We start from the raw sequence: 17,138 nt of genomic DNA, 5'->3' as shown, positions 1-17,138 counted from the left end.
GTGATCAATTAAGTAAAGAGGTGTAACATGTTATTGATATAAATGACTACCAGCTTCTTTAAATTCTTCTGCTTTCTCTTTCATTCCTTTTTCAATTGCTTCTGTCGTTTCTAAATCATTTTCTTTTGCATATTCACGAATATCATGTGAAATTCTCATACTACAAAACTTCGGTCCACACATTGAACAGAAGTGAGCTGTCTTTGCCCCTTCTGCAGGCAACGTTTCATCATGATATTCCATCGCACGTTCAGGATCTAAAGATAAATTAAATTGATCGCGCCAACGGAATTCGAAGCGTGCTTTTGAAAGTGCATCATCACGCTGATGAGCCGTTTTATGTCCTTTCGCAAGATCAGCCGCATGCGCTGCAATTTTGTACGTAATAACACCCGTGCGTACATCATCTTTGTTTGGCAAACCTAAATGTTCTTTAGGCGTTACATAACAAAGCATCGCTGTTCCAAACCAGCCAATCATCGCAGCTCCAATTGCAGATGTAATATGGTCATAACCTGGTGCAATATCTGTCGTTAGTGGCCCAAGTGTGTAAAACGGCGCGCCCTGACAAATATCAAGCTCTTTCTCCATATTCTCTTTAATTAAGTGCATCGGTACGTGTCCAGGTCCTTCAATCATAACTTGCACATCATGTTTCCAAGCAATTTTTGTTAATTCACCAAGTGTTTCAAGCTCAGAAAACTGTGCTTCGTCATTTGCATCTGCAATAGACCCTGGACGTAATCCATCTCCAAGAGAGAACGAAACATCATACTGCTTCATAATTTCACAAATCTCTTCAAAGTGAGTATATAGGAAGTTTTCTTTATGATGGAATAAACACCACTGTGCCATAATCGAACCACCGCGCGAAACGATACCTGTCGTACGCTTTGCCGTGATTGGAATATAACGAAGCAATACACCAGCGTGAATCGTAAAGTAATCAACGCCTTGCTCCGCCTGCTCAATTAACGTATCACGATATACTTCCCACGTTAAATCTTCTGCAATTCCGTTTACTTTTTCCAGCGCTTGATAGATCGGTACAGTTCCAACTGGTACAGGCGCGTTACGAATAATCCACTCACGCGTCGTATGAATATTTTTACCTGTAGATAAATCCATAATCGTATCTGCACCCCAGCGCGTTGCCCATGTCATCTTCTCTACTTCTTCTGCAATCGAAGAAGATACAGCTGAGTTTCCGATATTGGCGTTTACCTTCACATGGAAATTACGCCCGATGATCATCGGTTCAGCTTCTGGATGATTAATATTCGCTGGTAAAATAGCGCGGCCTTCTGCGATTTCCTTACGAACAAACTCCGGCTCTACCCCTTCACGAATCGCAACGTATTCCATCTCAGACGTAATAATGCCATTACGTGCATAGTGCATTTGCGTAACATTTGCACCTTGCTTTGCTCTAAGTGGCTGGCGATCCATTTGCGGGAAAACAGGTGTATGCTTCGAAGCTACTTTCACACCGTCATCCTCTGGTTTCACTTCACGCCCTTCGTATGCTTCTACATCACCACGCCCCATAATCCAAGAGTGGCGCGGCGTTGGAATTCCTTTTTCCAACTCGACCTTATACGCAGGATCTGTATAAGGACCGCTCGTATCATACACACGGATTGGTGGATTTGGAACGCCATTCGTTTCGCTTTGTTCAATCTCACGCATCGGCACTTTCATACCTTCTCGTGGTCCATCCACATATACTTTCTTACTCCCTGGTAAACTCGACTTCAATTCAATTTGCTCAGCTGAAACAGATTGTTTCATAAATTTTGTTGCCCCCCTGTTCGTGACAAGGACAAGATATGGCCAGCGCATGCCAAAATAAAAAGAGCCAGGTCCATAAAAAAATAAGGACCTGGCTCATAAAGACATCATTATGTAAAGCCGTTAACTTCCCTACGCTGGTACGAGCCAGATCAGGTCCAAAGGGTTAAGAAGTTCACGCGCTTCTCTCTCAGCCTACGCATACGTTAGGCACCCCTAGTTTATCACTGATTTAATTTTCAATACTTTCCCATCATACACGATAATCTGAAAAATGAAAAGTTTATTTCTTTTGCTCTTTACGGAATCATCCACGTTAAATAATACGCTTGCACATACGTCATAATACCAACAATAATTACGAAGAATAAGCTATGCTTCACTGTAAAACGGAACAAATCCGATTCTTTTCCAGCAAGACCAACCGCCGCACAAGCGATCGCAATCGACTGCGGGGAAATCATTTTCCCTGTTACACCGCCTGTTGTATTTGCTGCAACAAGAAGCACTTCAGATACGCCGACTTGCTGCGCTGTAATGGCTTGTAAATTTGAGAACAGTGCATTCGCAGACGTATCAGACCCTGTTAGGAATACGCCAATCCAGCCTAAGAATGGTGAGAAGAACGGGAATAGTCCGCCAGTTCCGGCTAATGCTAACGCTAACGTAGAAGATAGACCAGAATAGTTTGCGATAAATGCAAACCCTAGTACGAATCCGATAGATAGAATTGGCATTTTTAATTCGCTTAACGTTTCTTTAAATGTCACTACTGCATCTTTTACATTCATTTTCAAAATAAACATGGAAATGATACAAGCAATTAAAATCGCTGTTCCAGTTGCCGATAATACATCAAACTTCAAAATTGCCTCGTAAGGCGTTGGTTTATTTACAATTGGCTCTGCTTTCATTACTAAATTATGCAGACCTGGAATTTCAAACTTAAATACAAGACTTTCTAAAGCCCCTCCTGGAGCGAATAATGCCTTAAAGAAACTTTGGCTCCAAATGACTACCATAACCGTTAATACGATAAATGGAGACCATGCTTTCACTACTTTTCCAAACGTTAATTTCGGCATCGATGCCGCTGTCGTTGTTACTGCTACTTCACTATTTGCTTGCCCGGATTGATAAATTTCTTTCGGCTGCCAAACTTTTAAGAACAGCGCTAAACTAATTAAACTTACAAGTGCCGATGTAATATCCGGAAGTTCCGGTCCTAAAAATGTCGCTGTAATGAACTGCGTAATCGCAAATGAACTACCCGCTACAAGTAACGCAGGCCACGTTTGTCTTATACCTTTAAATCCATCCATTAAAAATACGATAAAGAATGGAACAAATAATGATAGGAACGGTAATTGATGCCCAGCCATTTGTCCAATTTTATGTGGATCAATACCTGTTACTTGTCCAGCAACTGTAATCGGAATTCCCATCGCTCCGAACGCCACTGGTGCAGTATTTGCAATCAAACAAAGACCTGCTGCGTATAAAGGATTTAACCCAAGACCCGCAAGAAGCGCTGCTGTAATCGCTACTGGTGCCCCAAATCCTGCCGCTCCTTCTAAAAATGCTCCAAATGAAAATCCAATTAAAATAACGAGTAGACGATGATCGTTCGTAATCGATAATACCGATGCACGAATCACATCAAATTGACCTGTTTTCACAGAAATTTTATATAAAAATACGGACATAATGATAATCCAAGCAATTGGCCATAACCCATACAAAAAACCGTACCCGGTTGCTGCCATTGCCATCGTGAACGGCATTTTATAAGCGAATAACGCTACTAAAACTGTAAGTACAACTGTAATAAATCCTGCCACATACCCCTTCATGCGGAAAACTGCTAAAGCTAAGAAAAAAAAGATAATCGGAATAAGTGCGACCGCTGCCGAAATCCAAATGTTTCCGAATGGATCATAAACTTGTGTCCATGTGTTCATTGTTCTCTCCGATACGATAAACTTAACTAAATCTATACAATTCAATCAAATTTACACGAGTTAGTGCTTCATCGTGTTCTCGCAACCCCAAAGGGACGAGGGGTTGCGAGAACACGAGGCAGTATCGTTACCTCCTATTATCAAGCATTTATTTTACCCATCTTGATAAATTTATCGCAGCATTCAAATCTCTATCGTGATGGCTATTGCATGAAACACAACACCACTCACGTATTTTTATACTCCATTGTCCTTCTGGTTGAACTGAATGGTCGTATTTTACTCCGCAACATGAACAAATCTTGCTTGAGGCGAACCATTTATCAGCTTTTTCATACGCAATGCCGTACTTCTCGCACTTGTATGACAAACATTGAAAGAAGAAGTTTAATTTTTGAAAGGAAAGTGCCTTCGATAGTTTTTTGTTTTTTAACAGGTTTGAAATAGATAAGTCTTCCACAACAATCCTCATTGGTTTGGTTTTCACCAATTTAGCTGTTGCTTGATGGATATGGTTATTTCGGATATTCATAATTTTCCTAGATAACCGCAGGTGCTCAGCTTTCACTTTTTCATATCCGGCAGACTGAATTTTCACACCTTTTTTAAATCTCCTAGACATATCTCTTTGCGCTGACTTTTTCCTTTTCAAAAGTTTTTTAACCTTAGCATCTTTGTTTATATTTCGTTCTTTCATACCATTAGAAGCTACAAAAAGTTCTTTTAAACCAACATCCACACCAATCGACTCATTCGTTAGTTCTTGTGATTCAAAGTCTTCTTGGAACCCTACACTAATCCACCAGTGACGACCATCAAAGGTAACTCGTGGATTGGATGGTTTTTTATTTCTTGGTAGTTGTTGGCTTGTTTTCACTTCTCCAATAGACTGAATATGAACGACTTTCTTTCCTATAACCAGTCTTTCATAATTGGCATAAAATCCTTGGATTAAATCTTTTTTGGATTTATAAGAAGTGTGATAACCATTTTTGTACTTTTTGAACGAATGTTTTCTCGCCGTATCAAAATCTTTTGAAGCCTGTTTGGGAACTTGTGCATTAATGTCTTTTAACCACTCATATCTCTTTCGCTTCTTGATCTTTGTAAATCGTTTCTGTAAAGCTAACTGTGAAACAGATTTTCCAAATAGCTTATAGTATCTATCACTCATTCTTTTACAATAGTTATAAGCAAATCTTGCAGCACCAGCATGGTTTCTAAGCACTTGTTCTTGCTCAGGCGTTGGAATCAGTCTGACTTTCTTCGCCAATATCATCAGAATGTAACTCCTTTAATGAAAGATTTGTTCTTCTGAATCGTAGCGTGTTCCACCAGCATTCTCCTGAGACTACCAGGATACAAACCTGTTAATTCCGATACTTGACTAACTCGTGAAAATTTCATTATTATTCTTAGCTCATTAAATCCAATGTAGCACATACGTTCTATGGATTCAATGAGGTTTGATAGATTTAATTAAATTTATCTCGTTCAACTAAGGGCGCAATTCCTTAGCCAGTTCTCTTATGAACTTCTCATATTTTCACATGAGCGCAGACTATATGTTTATCTCTTTAGAGATAGAGGATTTTTCCACCACCATAGGCTTGTGATGTACTCTCGTCAGTTATACGAGATAGTCGTTGAACGTTCATCTTATCCATTTTGACTTAGATGATTCGAGGCGGAAGACCCATTGTTCTAGTGTTTAGGATTTAACCTTGCACGATCTGATTGATTTTTTCTGCTTTCGCGACATTCACGCTCACCATTTCTGGTCACGTTGTAGTTCAATCAGCTTTAGGGATTGCCCGCAGTTAACCCTCACTACTAGCCAATCACTTGACTAGCAGGGCTTACTGATATATTTAATTAACTTTGGTTATAATTGGTTAAATAAATCGTAACAGTTAGTTACCCCCTAAAGAATCCCCTTTTAAATAGAATAACCTCACCAATAGACTATCAGGTCATCATACCTTTAAGCCTAAAAATAAAAAACGTTTAAGAAAACGTTTTCAATAACTTTCATTTATACTGTACCATAACAATTTCTATTTAAAAAGATTTTTTCGAAAATTTTATTATTTAACGAAAAAATCTTACAAAATCGTCACGTTCTTGTAATGTTCATCGATAGGAAGCTCGCCAAAATTATTGCATAATAATAGTATAACAACAGAAATTATTCATGAGGTGATATATATGAACGGAAATAAAATATTAGCTGCGTTATCATACTTTAGTGTACTATTTGCCCCTATCTTATTCCCTATTATCGTTTGGATTGTGGGAGACGCTGAAACAAAACCACATGCAAAACGTGCTCTATGGACACACATCATTCCAAGTATCGCTACATTCATTGGCGTAACTATTCTAGGAATTATGGGCCTTGGATCTGATCAACCAGACGTAACACTTGGAATTGGATCAATGATTGTCTTAGCTATTTGCGGAATCATCAGCTTATACTACTTCATCTGGAACATTGTAAAAGGCATTAAAGTGCTGAAAGCTTAATTTTAAACAAATGTTTGTTTAAAAAGGGCCCCTTGCAATTTGCAAGGGGCCCTTTTCCTAATTCGTTCACTTTATCTTCTGCGTTTCTTCTTTTTTCTCATCATTTTCTTTCGGCGCGTATTCACTTTATCCGCTATAATGTGGAGCGTACTTGCCACAACAATTCCCATTAAGAACGTTACAATTTCAACCTCATGCTTCTTCGCAATTTCTATTAAATTACCATCCAGTGCGATTACATTTAATAGTAATAAAAATGGAGAAAAAACGATTAACATGTACGCAATACGAATCACATCACCAAGTATAATCGTATGCGTAAAGAAAGATCGATGCGGCATTACTTTCTTATAAGGATACCAAAATATACGTAAGAAACCCCATTTGTTATAAGCATTACTGTACGTATCTAAATCTGGTGTTAAAAATGAAGTACCTACTAAAAAACCAATCGCAAAAGTTAATAAAAAATCAAAATTTGTTAATCCATACGAAAAGAGCAAAAACAAAACAACCGGAAGGGATATTAAGTTTATTTTCGTATGCGTTCTTCCTGATGGCATAATGCACTTCCTCGCTTACGTTCGTCCTGTCACCTTATGACAGGTTTCACCTATTGACCTAATTTCTGATCGATAAATGTTGTGTCTATATCCGAACCAAACCATTCTGCCAACTTCACTCGTGCCTTATCTTTCACATCTTCATTGACGTATAACGACACCTGTATTAGTGCGGCCGTTAACGCCCCCAAATCATCCGTATAGCCAATTCCAGCAATGAAATCTGGAATCGCATCAATCGGTGCAATAAAATAAGCAAGTGCTCCAATTACAATAATTTTCACTCGTTTTGGAACATCGGGTCTTTGCAAAACGTAAAACAGTAATAAACTTGCATAAATGACAGATTGCCCTGCTTGCTTTGCAACATGTTTTACTTTCTTCCAAAACGCTTCAACTGAAAATTTTTGTTTCATGTAAAAAGCCTCCCTATTTTTAAAAAGAAATAAGCTACAATATGTTATCAGTAAAAGTTCATGGAAATTACACAAAACCTATCAATGAACTTTTATTGTAACAAACAAACCAAAAAAGAACAAGCGTTCGCTAATTTTCACACTATTTCCTTCATATAATAGATTTCTAGATAACCCTTACCCATATTCATTTCTTATTTCTCAACAAAGAAAATTTTCACTTCCACTTAACATTCTGCTCTACCTTTGTTATATTTTCTAGTTGACGGACATATAAACGAATGTTAAAGTTTTCTCTGGTAGTGACAAATCTTATACAAAAAATGTAAAATGTTATAGTGTTTCTCAGAAATGAATTTTGTTGTATAATACAGAAATGACGTTATGCTTATGAGCAACAAAAGAAACCAAAAGGGTATGCATAGTTATAGTCGTATATGGGTGAATATAGAACCTTTAATTATGGCCAAGAAAACTATGTATTTTTTATTTTAGCATTTTTCGCTCCAAAATCGACCAAGCCTGATAGAGAAAGGGTGGAAATGAATGAAAGAAACCTTGAAATCACAATTTCAAAATGTGCGTTTCACTGTATTCGTAGCTTTAGCCTTATGGCTGAAAACTTACCTTATTACACGCACAAGCTTTGATTTAAAACTTGAATCTTTCATGCAAGAATTCATTTTATTCCTTAGCCCATTAGCAGCATCATTACTGCTTGTTGGTCTTGCATTATTTGCAAAAGGGAAAAAACGTAACTATATAGCACTTGGAATTAATTTTGTCTTAACAATCGTTCTTGTTGGTAACGTAATGTTCTACGGATTCTACAATGACTTCGTTACATTACCGGTGCTAGGACAAACATCTAACTTCGGAAGTTTAGGTTCTAGTGTGAAAGAATTATTTAACTACAAAATTATTCTTGCATTTGCAGACATTATCGTTTTCTTCGTTCTATTAAAGAAAATGAAGAACTTTGCACCTACAGAGCGTGTAGCACGCCCGATGCGTTCTCTATACTTCGTATCAACAGTTGCTATTTTCTTCGCAAACTTAGGACTTGCAGAAGCTGAACGCCCAGAACTATTAACACGTTCATTCGACCGCGTTATGCTTGTTAAAAACTTAGGATTATATGTACATCAAGTATACGATCTTGGCTTACAAGCAAAATCAAGTTCACAAAAAGCGTTCGCTGACGGTAGTAAATTACAAGAAACAGAAAACTACGTAAAAACAACACAAAGTAAACCAGATCCAAATATGTTCGGTACTGCAAAAGGGAAAAACGTAATTGTTGTCTCTCTTGAGTCATTACAAACATTCTTAATTGGTGCAACAGTTAATGGACAAGAAGTTACACCATTCTTAAACCAATTTACGAAAGAAAGTTATTACTTTGATAACTTCTTCCATCAAACTGGTCAAGGTAAAACATCTGATGCTGAATTCCTAGTAGATACTTCGTTATATCCACTAGACCGCGGTGCTGTATTCTTCACACACGGTAACAATGAATATACAGCAACTCCAGAAATTTTACGTCAGCAAGGGTATCACACGTCGGTATTCCACGCAAACAACGCAACATTCTGGAACCGTAACATTATGTATCCAGCACTTGGTTATGATCGTTACTACAACGAGCTTGACTACAAGATTACGCCAGAAACAAAATTAAATTGGGGATTAAAAGATATCGAGTACTTCGATCAATCTATTGATATGTTAAAACAAGTGAAGCAACCATTCTATACTCGCTTCCTTACTTTAACGAATCATTACCCATTCACTTACGATGACAGTACAAAATTAATCGATGAATACAATTCTGGTGATGGAGTATTTGACCGTTACATGGTAACTGCTCGTTACTTAGACGAAGCAATGAAACACTTTATTGAGCGTCTAAAAGCAGAAGGTATTTACGACAACTCAGTAATCGTATTCTACGGTGACCACTACGGTATTTCTGAAAACCATAACCGTGCAATGGCACAGTTCTTAGGAAAAGAAGAAATCACTGCATTTGACCATATGAACTTACAAAAAACACCGATGTTTATTCACGTTCCAGGTCAAAAAGAAGGTAAAACAATTTCGAAACCAACTGGTGAAATTGACATTAAACCAACTATTCTAAACTTACTTGGTGTAGATTCTACAAATGACGTTCGATTCGGTCATGATGTATTCTCACCTGATAATAAAGGATTCGTTGTTCTTCGTGACGGTAGCTTCGTTACAGATAAATACATGTACACAAACAGTACATTCTATGACCGTGCTACTGGCGAAGTTGTACAATTACCGAAAGAAGAATCCCAGCCACTAATTGATCGTGCCCAAAATGAATTGAACATGTCTGATAAAATCATTGAAGGTGACTTACTTCGCTTCTCTGAAAGTAATAAGATCAAAACTGGTGAAGTAAAAACAGTTATTAAAGAAGAAAAGAAGAGCGCTGAGTAATCTCAGCCTCTTTTTTATTTTCTTCCATACAACTACTTATATTCATTAACTTTAAAATTACATAACCTTTACCAAATATTCACATAGTGTTAATGAAGAATCTCTATAATAAAATATGTAAACGAGGTTCTACATATTTCTTATCTCTCATCTTTCGTAAGATCCCTTAAAGAAATGTGTAAATCTTTTGTTTCTACTTTCTTATAATTGTCTTTCAACTTGTTTTGTTTCCATACACAAAGCATTCAACGAGACAATGTCCCTATGAAAGATAGCTACCCTCCTTGTGCAGCATTCCATAAGAATGTTGCTTTTTTTTATTTAAAAGCAGGATTCTCATTTCTTATTTTCGAATTTGTATATACAAAATGCTGTAAAGTGAAACTTTAATCAGCCCTCATCAATCGGGCATTTACGGGCAGTGATTCGCCCACTTCACTTCTTTGCTCTACCCGAATTTGTAAGTAGGGGCTTTACTGCCGTTAATGCGGGGTAGATCATCCTTATTTCTCTATGATTTACAAATACATATATGGTCATATGTAGAGAATTGCTCACATAAAAATTACTATAGTGATTTTTATCTCGCATGAATGAAAGTTTCACGTTACTTACGTACTTACGAAAGGATGGGACGGAAATTGGCATACGAAAAATTTGTACTTTGGAATGATGAAGTTATTGATACAACAAAACAACAAACGTACATAGAACTTGAAGAAAGAGGTTCGCAGTTCGGAGATGGTGTCTATGAGGTTATTCGCCTATATAAAGGGAACTTTCATTTATTAGATCCGCACATAACGAGATTATATCGATCCATGGAAGAAGTAGAATTATCGCTCCCTTTCTCAAAAGCTGAGCTCATCACTTTACTTTACAAATTAATTGAACGAAACCATTTCCACGAAGATGGCACCATTTATTTGCAAGTATCTCGTGGTGTACAAGCTCGCACACATGTATTTTCATATGACAACCCTCCGACAATTTATGCCTATATTACAAAAAAAGAACGACCAGCTTTATGGATTGAATATGGTATACGCGCTATATCAGAACCCGATACTCGATGGCTACGCTGTGACATTAAATCATTAAATTTATTACCAAACGTACTAGCTGCTACGAAAGCTGAACGGAAAGGCTGTAAAGAGGCACTTCTCGTAAGGAACGGTATTGTAACGGAAGGAAGCCATTCCAACTTCTTTTTAATTAAAAACGGAACGCTTTACACACATCCAGCCAATCACCTTATTTTAAATGGCATTATTCGTCAATATGTCCTTTCTTTAGCGAATACTCTTCACATTCCTGTGCAGGAAGAACTTTTCAGCGTTCGTGACGTTTATCAAGCAGATGAATGCTTTTTTACAGGCACAACGATTGAAATTTTACCAATGACCCACCTTGATGGGACCGCGATTCAAGATGGGCAAGTTGGGCCTATCACCAAAAAACTGCAAAAATCTTTTAATCAAATCTTATTACAATCCAATATGGCATCTTCTTAAACACGAATAATTTCTGTCCTTTCATATTCAATATATGCATTTAAATGGAAATCAAGGTGTAATTTTATGCCTTGATTTTTTTCTTGTAATCTTTTTGTCATATTCAGATTCCTATATAAGTCTTGACAGTAATCGACATGCTCTTTAGAATTTTTAACAGTTGGTAAATATTTCTTCACTACATTACAGACAGAAAGGAATCGACAAATTATGAAAAAGTATCTTGCCGGTCTTGCGGCAGTGTCTGTAGCAGGAGGAGCAGCACCTACACTTGATAGTGTTCAAGCTGCACCTGAACAAAATACACAAAAAGCTGCTACAACTGTCCAAGCTTCTGCATCAAACAGCTCATCTTATAAGGTAAACGCGAGCGTATTACATGTTCGTGCGGGATCAAGCACTTCTCACGACATCATCTCACGCGTTTATAACGGTCAATCACTAAACGTGATTGGCGAAGAAAACGGTTGGTTCAAAATTAACATTAATGGACAAACAGGCTTTGTTAGTGGCGAATTTGTATCAAAAAGTGGCGCAGCAAACAACAATGTAAGTACAGGTGGAAACAATAAAGTTACCGCTGATGTATTACGTGTACGTACAGCTCCTAACACATCTAGTTCTGTTTCTGGGCGTGTATATGAAGGACAAACATTAAACGTAATTGGACAAGAAAATGGTTGGGTGAAAATTAACCATAATGGACAAGTAGGTTATGTAAGTGGCGAATTCGTATCTGGCGTTTCTTCTAATGCAGGTTCTTCAAACAACAATACGAATAATAACAACCAAGAAGTAAAACCAGCAAGCGGAAACTATACAGTAAATGTATCTTCCCTTCGCGTTCGTACAGGTCCTAGCACTTCTCACACAACTGTAGGTTCTGTGACAAAAGGACAAGTAGTACAAGTTGTTGGAGAAGTTCAAGATTGGTTCAAAATCAATTACGCAGGACAAACTGCTTATGTAAGCAAAGACTATGTAACAAAAGGCGGTTCTAACGAAAACGTTACAGAAGGCAACAAACAAGAGCAAAACAATAATAATGGAACTATTCAAACTGGCGGTTCTTACGTAGTTAACGCTACATCTTTACGTGTTCGTACAGGCCCTGCCGCTTACCATAGTGTAATTGGTGGCGTTTTAAACGGTACAACATTAAACGTAGTTGGATCTGAAAACGGTTGGTTTAAAGTAAATTATCAAGGAAAAACAGGCTTTGTTAGTAGCGAATTTGTAAAATTCGTTAAAGGTGGCACTACTACTCCTGAGCAACCAAAACAACCTGAAAAACCTAACCAAGGTGCAATTGGCGACTACTACATTAATGCTTCTGCACTAAATGTACGTAGCGGTGAAGGTACAAATTATAGAATCATAGGCGCACTTCCACAAGGACAGAAGGTTCAAGTAATCTCTGAAAACTCTGGATGGAGCAAAATTAACTACAACGGTCAAACTGGTTATATCGGAACACGTTACCTATCTAAAACACCAGTTGGAGGCGCAGTAGATAATAAGCCTAACAATAACCAAAATAACAATCAAAACAATAGCAACAATAATAATACAGGCAACAATAGCGGCGACAGTTCTTCCGTACTTGCATATGCAAAATCAATGCAAGGTGTACCGTACGTTTGGGGCGGAACTTCTGCTAACGGCGTAGACTGCAGTGGCTACATCTACCACGTATTTAAGAAATTTGGTCATAACATTAGCCGCCAAAGTGTTGCAGGATATTGGAGTAGCCTACCACAAACTTCAAGTCCACAACCTGGTGACTTAATTTATTTCCAAAACACTTATAAATCTGGTCCTTCTCACATGGGTATTTACCTTGGGGGCGGATCATTTATCCAAGCTGGAGATAAAGGTGTAGCAATCGCTTCATTAAGTAACTCTTATTGGAAGAGCCACTTCTTAGGATACACGAAAGCACCTTAATTAATAGTTTCAAAGCCTTCTAGTTTACTAGAAGGCTTTTTTGCTATGAGTTCAACATATTACTCCCTTTCTCCTACCTTCTCTCTACAAAAATAATGTATCCATTCTTCCATTTCATACACTTTATTCTACAAAAACAATGCATAACGTTATCATAATGTATATATTTTCATAAAAAACATAACCTATTTCATGTCTATTTATTTTATATGTGTTTTTTTGAAGAATTTTCTTTTTATTTAAACTTTTCATTAGACGTTTGACCTCCGATGTCCATTATGATAAGTTACTAAAGATGTTATATTCGCAAACGTATAGACAACTGGTTTATACACTGTTTTTACTATGAGGAAGGAGCATACACTGCATGAATCTTTTATGGGGAATTGGCGGCGTGATTGGAGTATTAGCAATTGCTTTCTTACTATCTTCCAACCGCAAAGCTATTAATTGGCGCACAATTTTAATTGCGCTAGCATTACAAATGTCATTTTCATTTATCGTATTACGATGGGATGCTGGTAAAGCAGGTTTAAAACACGCTGCTGACGGTGTTCAAGGATTAATTAATTTTTCTTACGAGGGAATTAAGTTCGTTACTGGGGATTTAGTCAACGCAAAGGGACCTTGGGGATTTGTATTCTTTATTCAAGCACTACTTCCAATCGTATTTATTAGTTCATTAGTAGCAATCTTATATTATTTCGGTATTATGCAGAAATTTGTTAGCATCGTTGGTGGTGCATTAAGTAAACTTCTTGGAACTTCTAAAGCAGAAAGCCTAAACTCAGTAACGACTGTATTTTTAGGACAAACTGAAGCTCCAATTTTAATTAAACCTTACTTAGCACGCTTAACAAATAGTGAATTCTTCACTATTATGGTAAGCGGTATGACAGCTGTTGCTGGATCCGTTCTTGTCGGTTATGCAGCAATGGGTATTCCGTTAGAGCACTTATTAGCAGCTGCAATTATGGCGGCTCCATCGAGCTTATTAATTGCGAAACTAATCATGCCAGAGACAGAAAAAGTAGATAATAACGTTGAACTTTCTACAGAACGTGAAGACGCAAATGTTATTGATGCAGCTGCACGCGGCGCATCTGAAGGTATGCAACTTGTTATTAACGTAGCAGCAATGTTAATGGCTTTCATCGCATTAATCGCTTTATTAAATGGATTATTAGGATGGGTTGGTTCTCTGTTCGATATTAAACTTAGTCTTGATTTAATCTTTGGTTACTTATTATCACCATTCGCAATCTTAATCGGGGTTTCTCCTGGTGAAGCGATACAAGCAGCAAGCTTTATCGGTCAAAAACTTGCAATCAACGAATTCGTTGCATACGCAAACTTAGGACCACACATGGCAGAGTTCTCTGACAAAACAAATCTAATTTTAACATTTGCAATCTGTGGATTTGCAAACTTCTCTTCTATCGCAATTCAATTAGGTGTAACAGGAACGTTAGCTCCTACTCGCCGTAAACAAATTGCACAATTAGGGATTAAAGCAGTTATCGCTGGTACATTAGCGAACTTCTTAAACGCAGCAGTTGCAGGTATGATGTTCCTATAAACTTATATAGAGTCTTCTCTTTCTACAAGAGGAGACTTTTTTCATGCAATCCAAACGTCTTTTATGTATCTATTAATCAATTTATCCTAAATATAAGCACATTATGATACAATAATTTTTAAGTCTTTTTATTTTTCTTATGAAAATAGAGATACTACTTGTTGTTGCCCTTCAAAAGAGTTTAACGACATGGTCAATTTCTTAATAATTGCGCATACTACAAGTATCTATTGATGAAATAGCTTTAAGGAGGAAAGTTTTGTGAAAGATAAGTTCTATAAAATCCTCTCTATGTGGATTTTACAAATTGTATTTTATTTTACTACTGTATATGTGACGAAATATGAGCATGCTCTCATTTTTACAATAATATACGTAATCGTAAATGTACTATTCTTATTTTTAGCTGACAAAACAGCATTTGTTTTCTTCATACTAGGAACCATTATTTCCGTATTTTATTTGTTCTATCAAGCATGGCTTCACTTATGGAGTACATCAGATCAATGGCAATATATGATTACCCACTTCCTGATGGCAGCTAACTTCTTCATTGTATATATAACAACTCACCTATTGAAAAAAGTGATTCATGAAAATAAAGCTTTAACTGAGCGTGTGAGAACATTGGAACAATATATTGGAGAATCCAAATTACTAACAAGACAAGAATTCGAGAGACGCCAAGCGTTATTAACGACTGCAATGAATCGTCGTAATGAAACAGGCATTATTGTTTACTTTGATTTCACTTCCTTTAGTAAATATACAAAGGAAAGTGTTATGGACCGTGTAGCTTCTTTATTAGTTGAAACGGTAAGGAATGATTTTGACCTTGCTGCTGAATATGATAATAATACGCTAGTTATTTTATTACAAAACACAAATGAAGCTGGTGCTGACATTGTAATGAACCGCCTAAAACCAAAAATGGAGCAATGGCTTGCTGCTGAAGCAATCAAAGATATAAAAATTTCACGCGAGCAAATTGGAAACAAAGGACAGACACTGTTATGATGACTCTCGTTATACTTCTTTTATTCCTTCTGTTTTGCGTACTCGTTTTTTGGATTAGTATCACATTTTCAATTAAATATGTACTTATTTTTACGGCCTTTCTATTCTCTGGCTTACTCGTTTACTACTCTTTCTTAACAATCGCGGGCTTAATTCACCGAAATAGTAAACGAAAAGATCGTACGCTAGAACATTATCCGAGCGTCGATATTTTCATACCTGCCCATAATGAAGGCGTCGTTATTAAAGATACTTTAGAGGCGATGGCAAAGATTGAATATCCAGGAAAGCTAACTATTTATTTATTAAATGATAACTCTCAAGATGAAACACCTGAAATCGGAGATGATTTCGACAAAGCTTATGCTCATATTCGTCATATTCGTGTTCCTCCCGGTGAACCGAAGGGTAAATCACGTGTACTAAACTATGGGCTTAGCATTTCAGATGGTGAGTACTTCTGTGTTTACGATGCAGATAACCAACCTGAACCACACGCACTGCGAATGCTTGTAGAACACGCTGAAACAACTGAAGATGCTGTTGGAGCTGTTGGACACGTTCGTACAGTAAACGAAAAAAGAAACTGGTTAACGCGAATGATTTCGCTAGAATTCCAAATCTTCCAGCTCCTTATGCAATCTGGACGCTGGTTACTATTCCAAACGGGCTCGCTGACAGGAACAAACATGCTTCTTCGTCGCTCCGCACTAGAAGAGCTTGGTGGCTATGACCCTTACGCAATTGCAGAAGATGCTGAATTAACATTACGAATTACACAAAAAGGTTATCTCTTACCAATCGTCCCAGAATCAGTTACTTGGGAACAAGAACCAGAGCATTTAAAAATTCTTATTAAACAACGTACACGTTGGCTCCAAGGAAATTTATATATTTTAGAAAAAATGTTCTCATCATTAAGTTTCTTTAAAGGAAAGCTGCTTGTTCATTCCTTACAACAAGTTCTAGTGTATGTTGTATTTTGGCTATTCCTAATCATTTCGAACGTTTGGTTTGTAATTGGGCTGCTCGGGATATTCCAAATTCAATATAGCATTCCGCTACTATTTATGTGGTATGTCGCATATATTACATATGTTTCTCAATTATTTAGTGCCCAGAGTGTCGAACGAACCTTTACACCGACTAATATTTTTATTAGCGTTATTATGTACTTTACGTACGCACAGCTCTTTACGTACTTATTTATTCGTAGCTTAATCTTATACTTACGTGCAAAGAGCAAGAAACAAGTCATTGGCTGGGATAAAACAGTTCGATTTAAAAAAGATAAATAATAAAAATAAGCACAGAGCGCCGTATGCTCTGTGCTTATTTATTGCCGTATA

12 protein-coding genes and 1 riboswitch are annotated in these 17,138 nt (G+C 37.2%); of the genes, 7 read left to right on the top strand and 5 right to left on the bottom strand.

Translation table 11 applies throughout. The annotated features are described in order from the left end of the window. Positions 1 to 30: 30 nt before the first annotated feature. The 3 genes from thiC to B9A45_RS03105 form a co-directional block, all read right to left on the bottom strand. Complete coding sequence (thiC, locus tag B9A45_RS03115) at positions 31 to 1,791, bottom strand: phosphomethylpyrimidine synthase ThiC (RefSeq protein WP_000814479.1); 1,761 nt, start codon at positions 1,789 to 1,791, stop codon at positions 31 to 33. A 112-nt stretch (positions 1,792 to 1,903) separates the two neighbouring features. Continuing rightward, a riboswitch (TPP riboswitch) is annotated at positions 1,904 to 2,019 on the bottom strand. A 71-nt stretch (positions 2,020 to 2,090) separates the two neighbouring features. Further along, positions 2,091 to 3,752 (bottom strand): L-lactate permease, encoded by a 1,662-nt coding sequence (gene lldP, locus B9A45_RS03110; RefSeq protein WP_001099339.1) that lies wholly within the window; start codon positions 3,750 to 3,752, stop codon positions 2,091 to 2,093. A gap of 148 nt (positions 3,753 to 3,900) precedes the next feature. Beyond that, on the bottom strand, positions 3,901 to 5,031 hold the full coding sequence (locus tag B9A45_RS03105) for an RNA-guided endonuclease InsQ/TnpB family protein (protein WP_084063854.1): 1,131 nt from the start codon (positions 5,029 to 5,031) through the stop codon (positions 3,901 to 3,903). A 929-nt stretch (positions 5,032 to 5,960) separates the two neighbouring features. On the opposite strand from B9A45_RS03105, the gene B9A45_RS03100 reads away from it, so the two are divergent. Next, positions 5,961 to 6,278 carry a magnetosome magnetite crystal formation protein family gene (locus B9A45_RS03100; protein WP_001014099.1) on the top strand — a complete coding sequence of 106 codons (318 nt, stop codon included), beginning with the start codon at positions 5,961 to 5,963 and terminating at the stop codon, positions 6,276 to 6,278. Positions 6,279 to 6,349: 71 nt separating this feature from the next. Here B9A45_RS03100 and B9A45_RS03095 read toward each other — a convergent pair whose 3' ends face one another. Beyond that, positions 6,350 to 6,841: a metal-binding protein gene (locus tag B9A45_RS03095; protein WP_001139060.1), complete on the bottom strand. Its 492-nt coding sequence runs from the start codon at positions 6,839 to 6,841 to the stop codon at positions 6,350 to 6,352. A 50-nt stretch (positions 6,842 to 6,891) separates the two neighbouring features. Then, positions 6,892 to 7,257: a YkvA family protein gene (locus B9A45_RS03090; RefSeq protein WP_000810369.1), complete on the bottom strand. Its 366-nt coding sequence runs from the start codon at positions 7,255 to 7,257 to the stop codon at positions 6,892 to 6,894. Positions 7,258 to 7,803: 546 nt separating this feature from the next. Here B9A45_RS03090 and B9A45_RS03080 point away from each other — a divergent pair. The 6 genes from B9A45_RS03080 (at position 7,804) to B9A45_RS03045 (ending at position 17,087) form a co-directional block, all read left to right on the top strand. After that, a complete protein-coding gene (locus B9A45_RS03080; protein ID WP_000665358.1) occupies positions 7,804 to 9,732 on the top strand; it encodes an LTA synthase family protein in 1,929 nt (642 codons plus the stop codon). Between the two features lie 629 nt (positions 9,733 to 10,361). Next, positions 10,362 to 11,246, top strand: coding sequence for a D-amino-acid transaminase (locus B9A45_RS03070; protein ID WP_074595267.1), 885 nt, complete (start codon positions 10,362 to 10,364; stop codon positions 11,244 to 11,246). Positions 11,247 to 11,456: 210 nt separating this feature from the next. Then, complete coding sequence (locus B9A45_RS03060) at positions 11,457 to 13,193, top strand: C40 family peptidase (protein ID WP_048655536.1); 1,737 nt, start codon at positions 11,457 to 11,459, stop codon at positions 13,191 to 13,193. 367 nt (positions 13,194 to 13,560) lie between these two features. Further along, entirely contained in the window at positions 13,561 to 14,772 is a 1,212-nt protein-coding gene (locus B9A45_RS03055) for a NupC/NupG family nucleoside CNT transporter (protein WP_001051029.1), read from the top strand. 261 nt (positions 14,773 to 15,033) lie between these two features. After that, positions 15,034 to 15,789 (top strand): nucleotidyl cyclase domain-containing protein, encoded by a 756-nt coding sequence (locus B9A45_RS03050; RefSeq protein WP_000653234.1) that lies wholly within the window; start codon positions 15,034 to 15,036, stop codon positions 15,787 to 15,789. Continuing rightward, a complete protein-coding gene (locus B9A45_RS03045) occupies positions 15,786 to 17,087 on the top strand; it encodes a glycosyltransferase family 2 protein (protein WP_000988751.1) in 1,302 nt (433 codons plus the stop codon). Before B9A45_RS03050 ends, B9A45_RS03045 begins: the two co-directional genes overlap by 4 nt. Positions 17,088 to 17,138 lie beyond the last annotated feature (51 nt).

Origin of the sequence: Bacillus sp. JKS001846, from assembly GCF_900176455.1 — a bacterium.
Taxonomy (GTDB): domain Bacteria; phylum Bacillota; class Bacilli; order Bacillales; family Bacillaceae_G; genus Bacillus_A; species Bacillus_A cereus.
The sequence above is the reverse complement of the archived record's forward strand: the minus strand, read 5'-3'. Positions and strand labels throughout refer to the sequence as shown.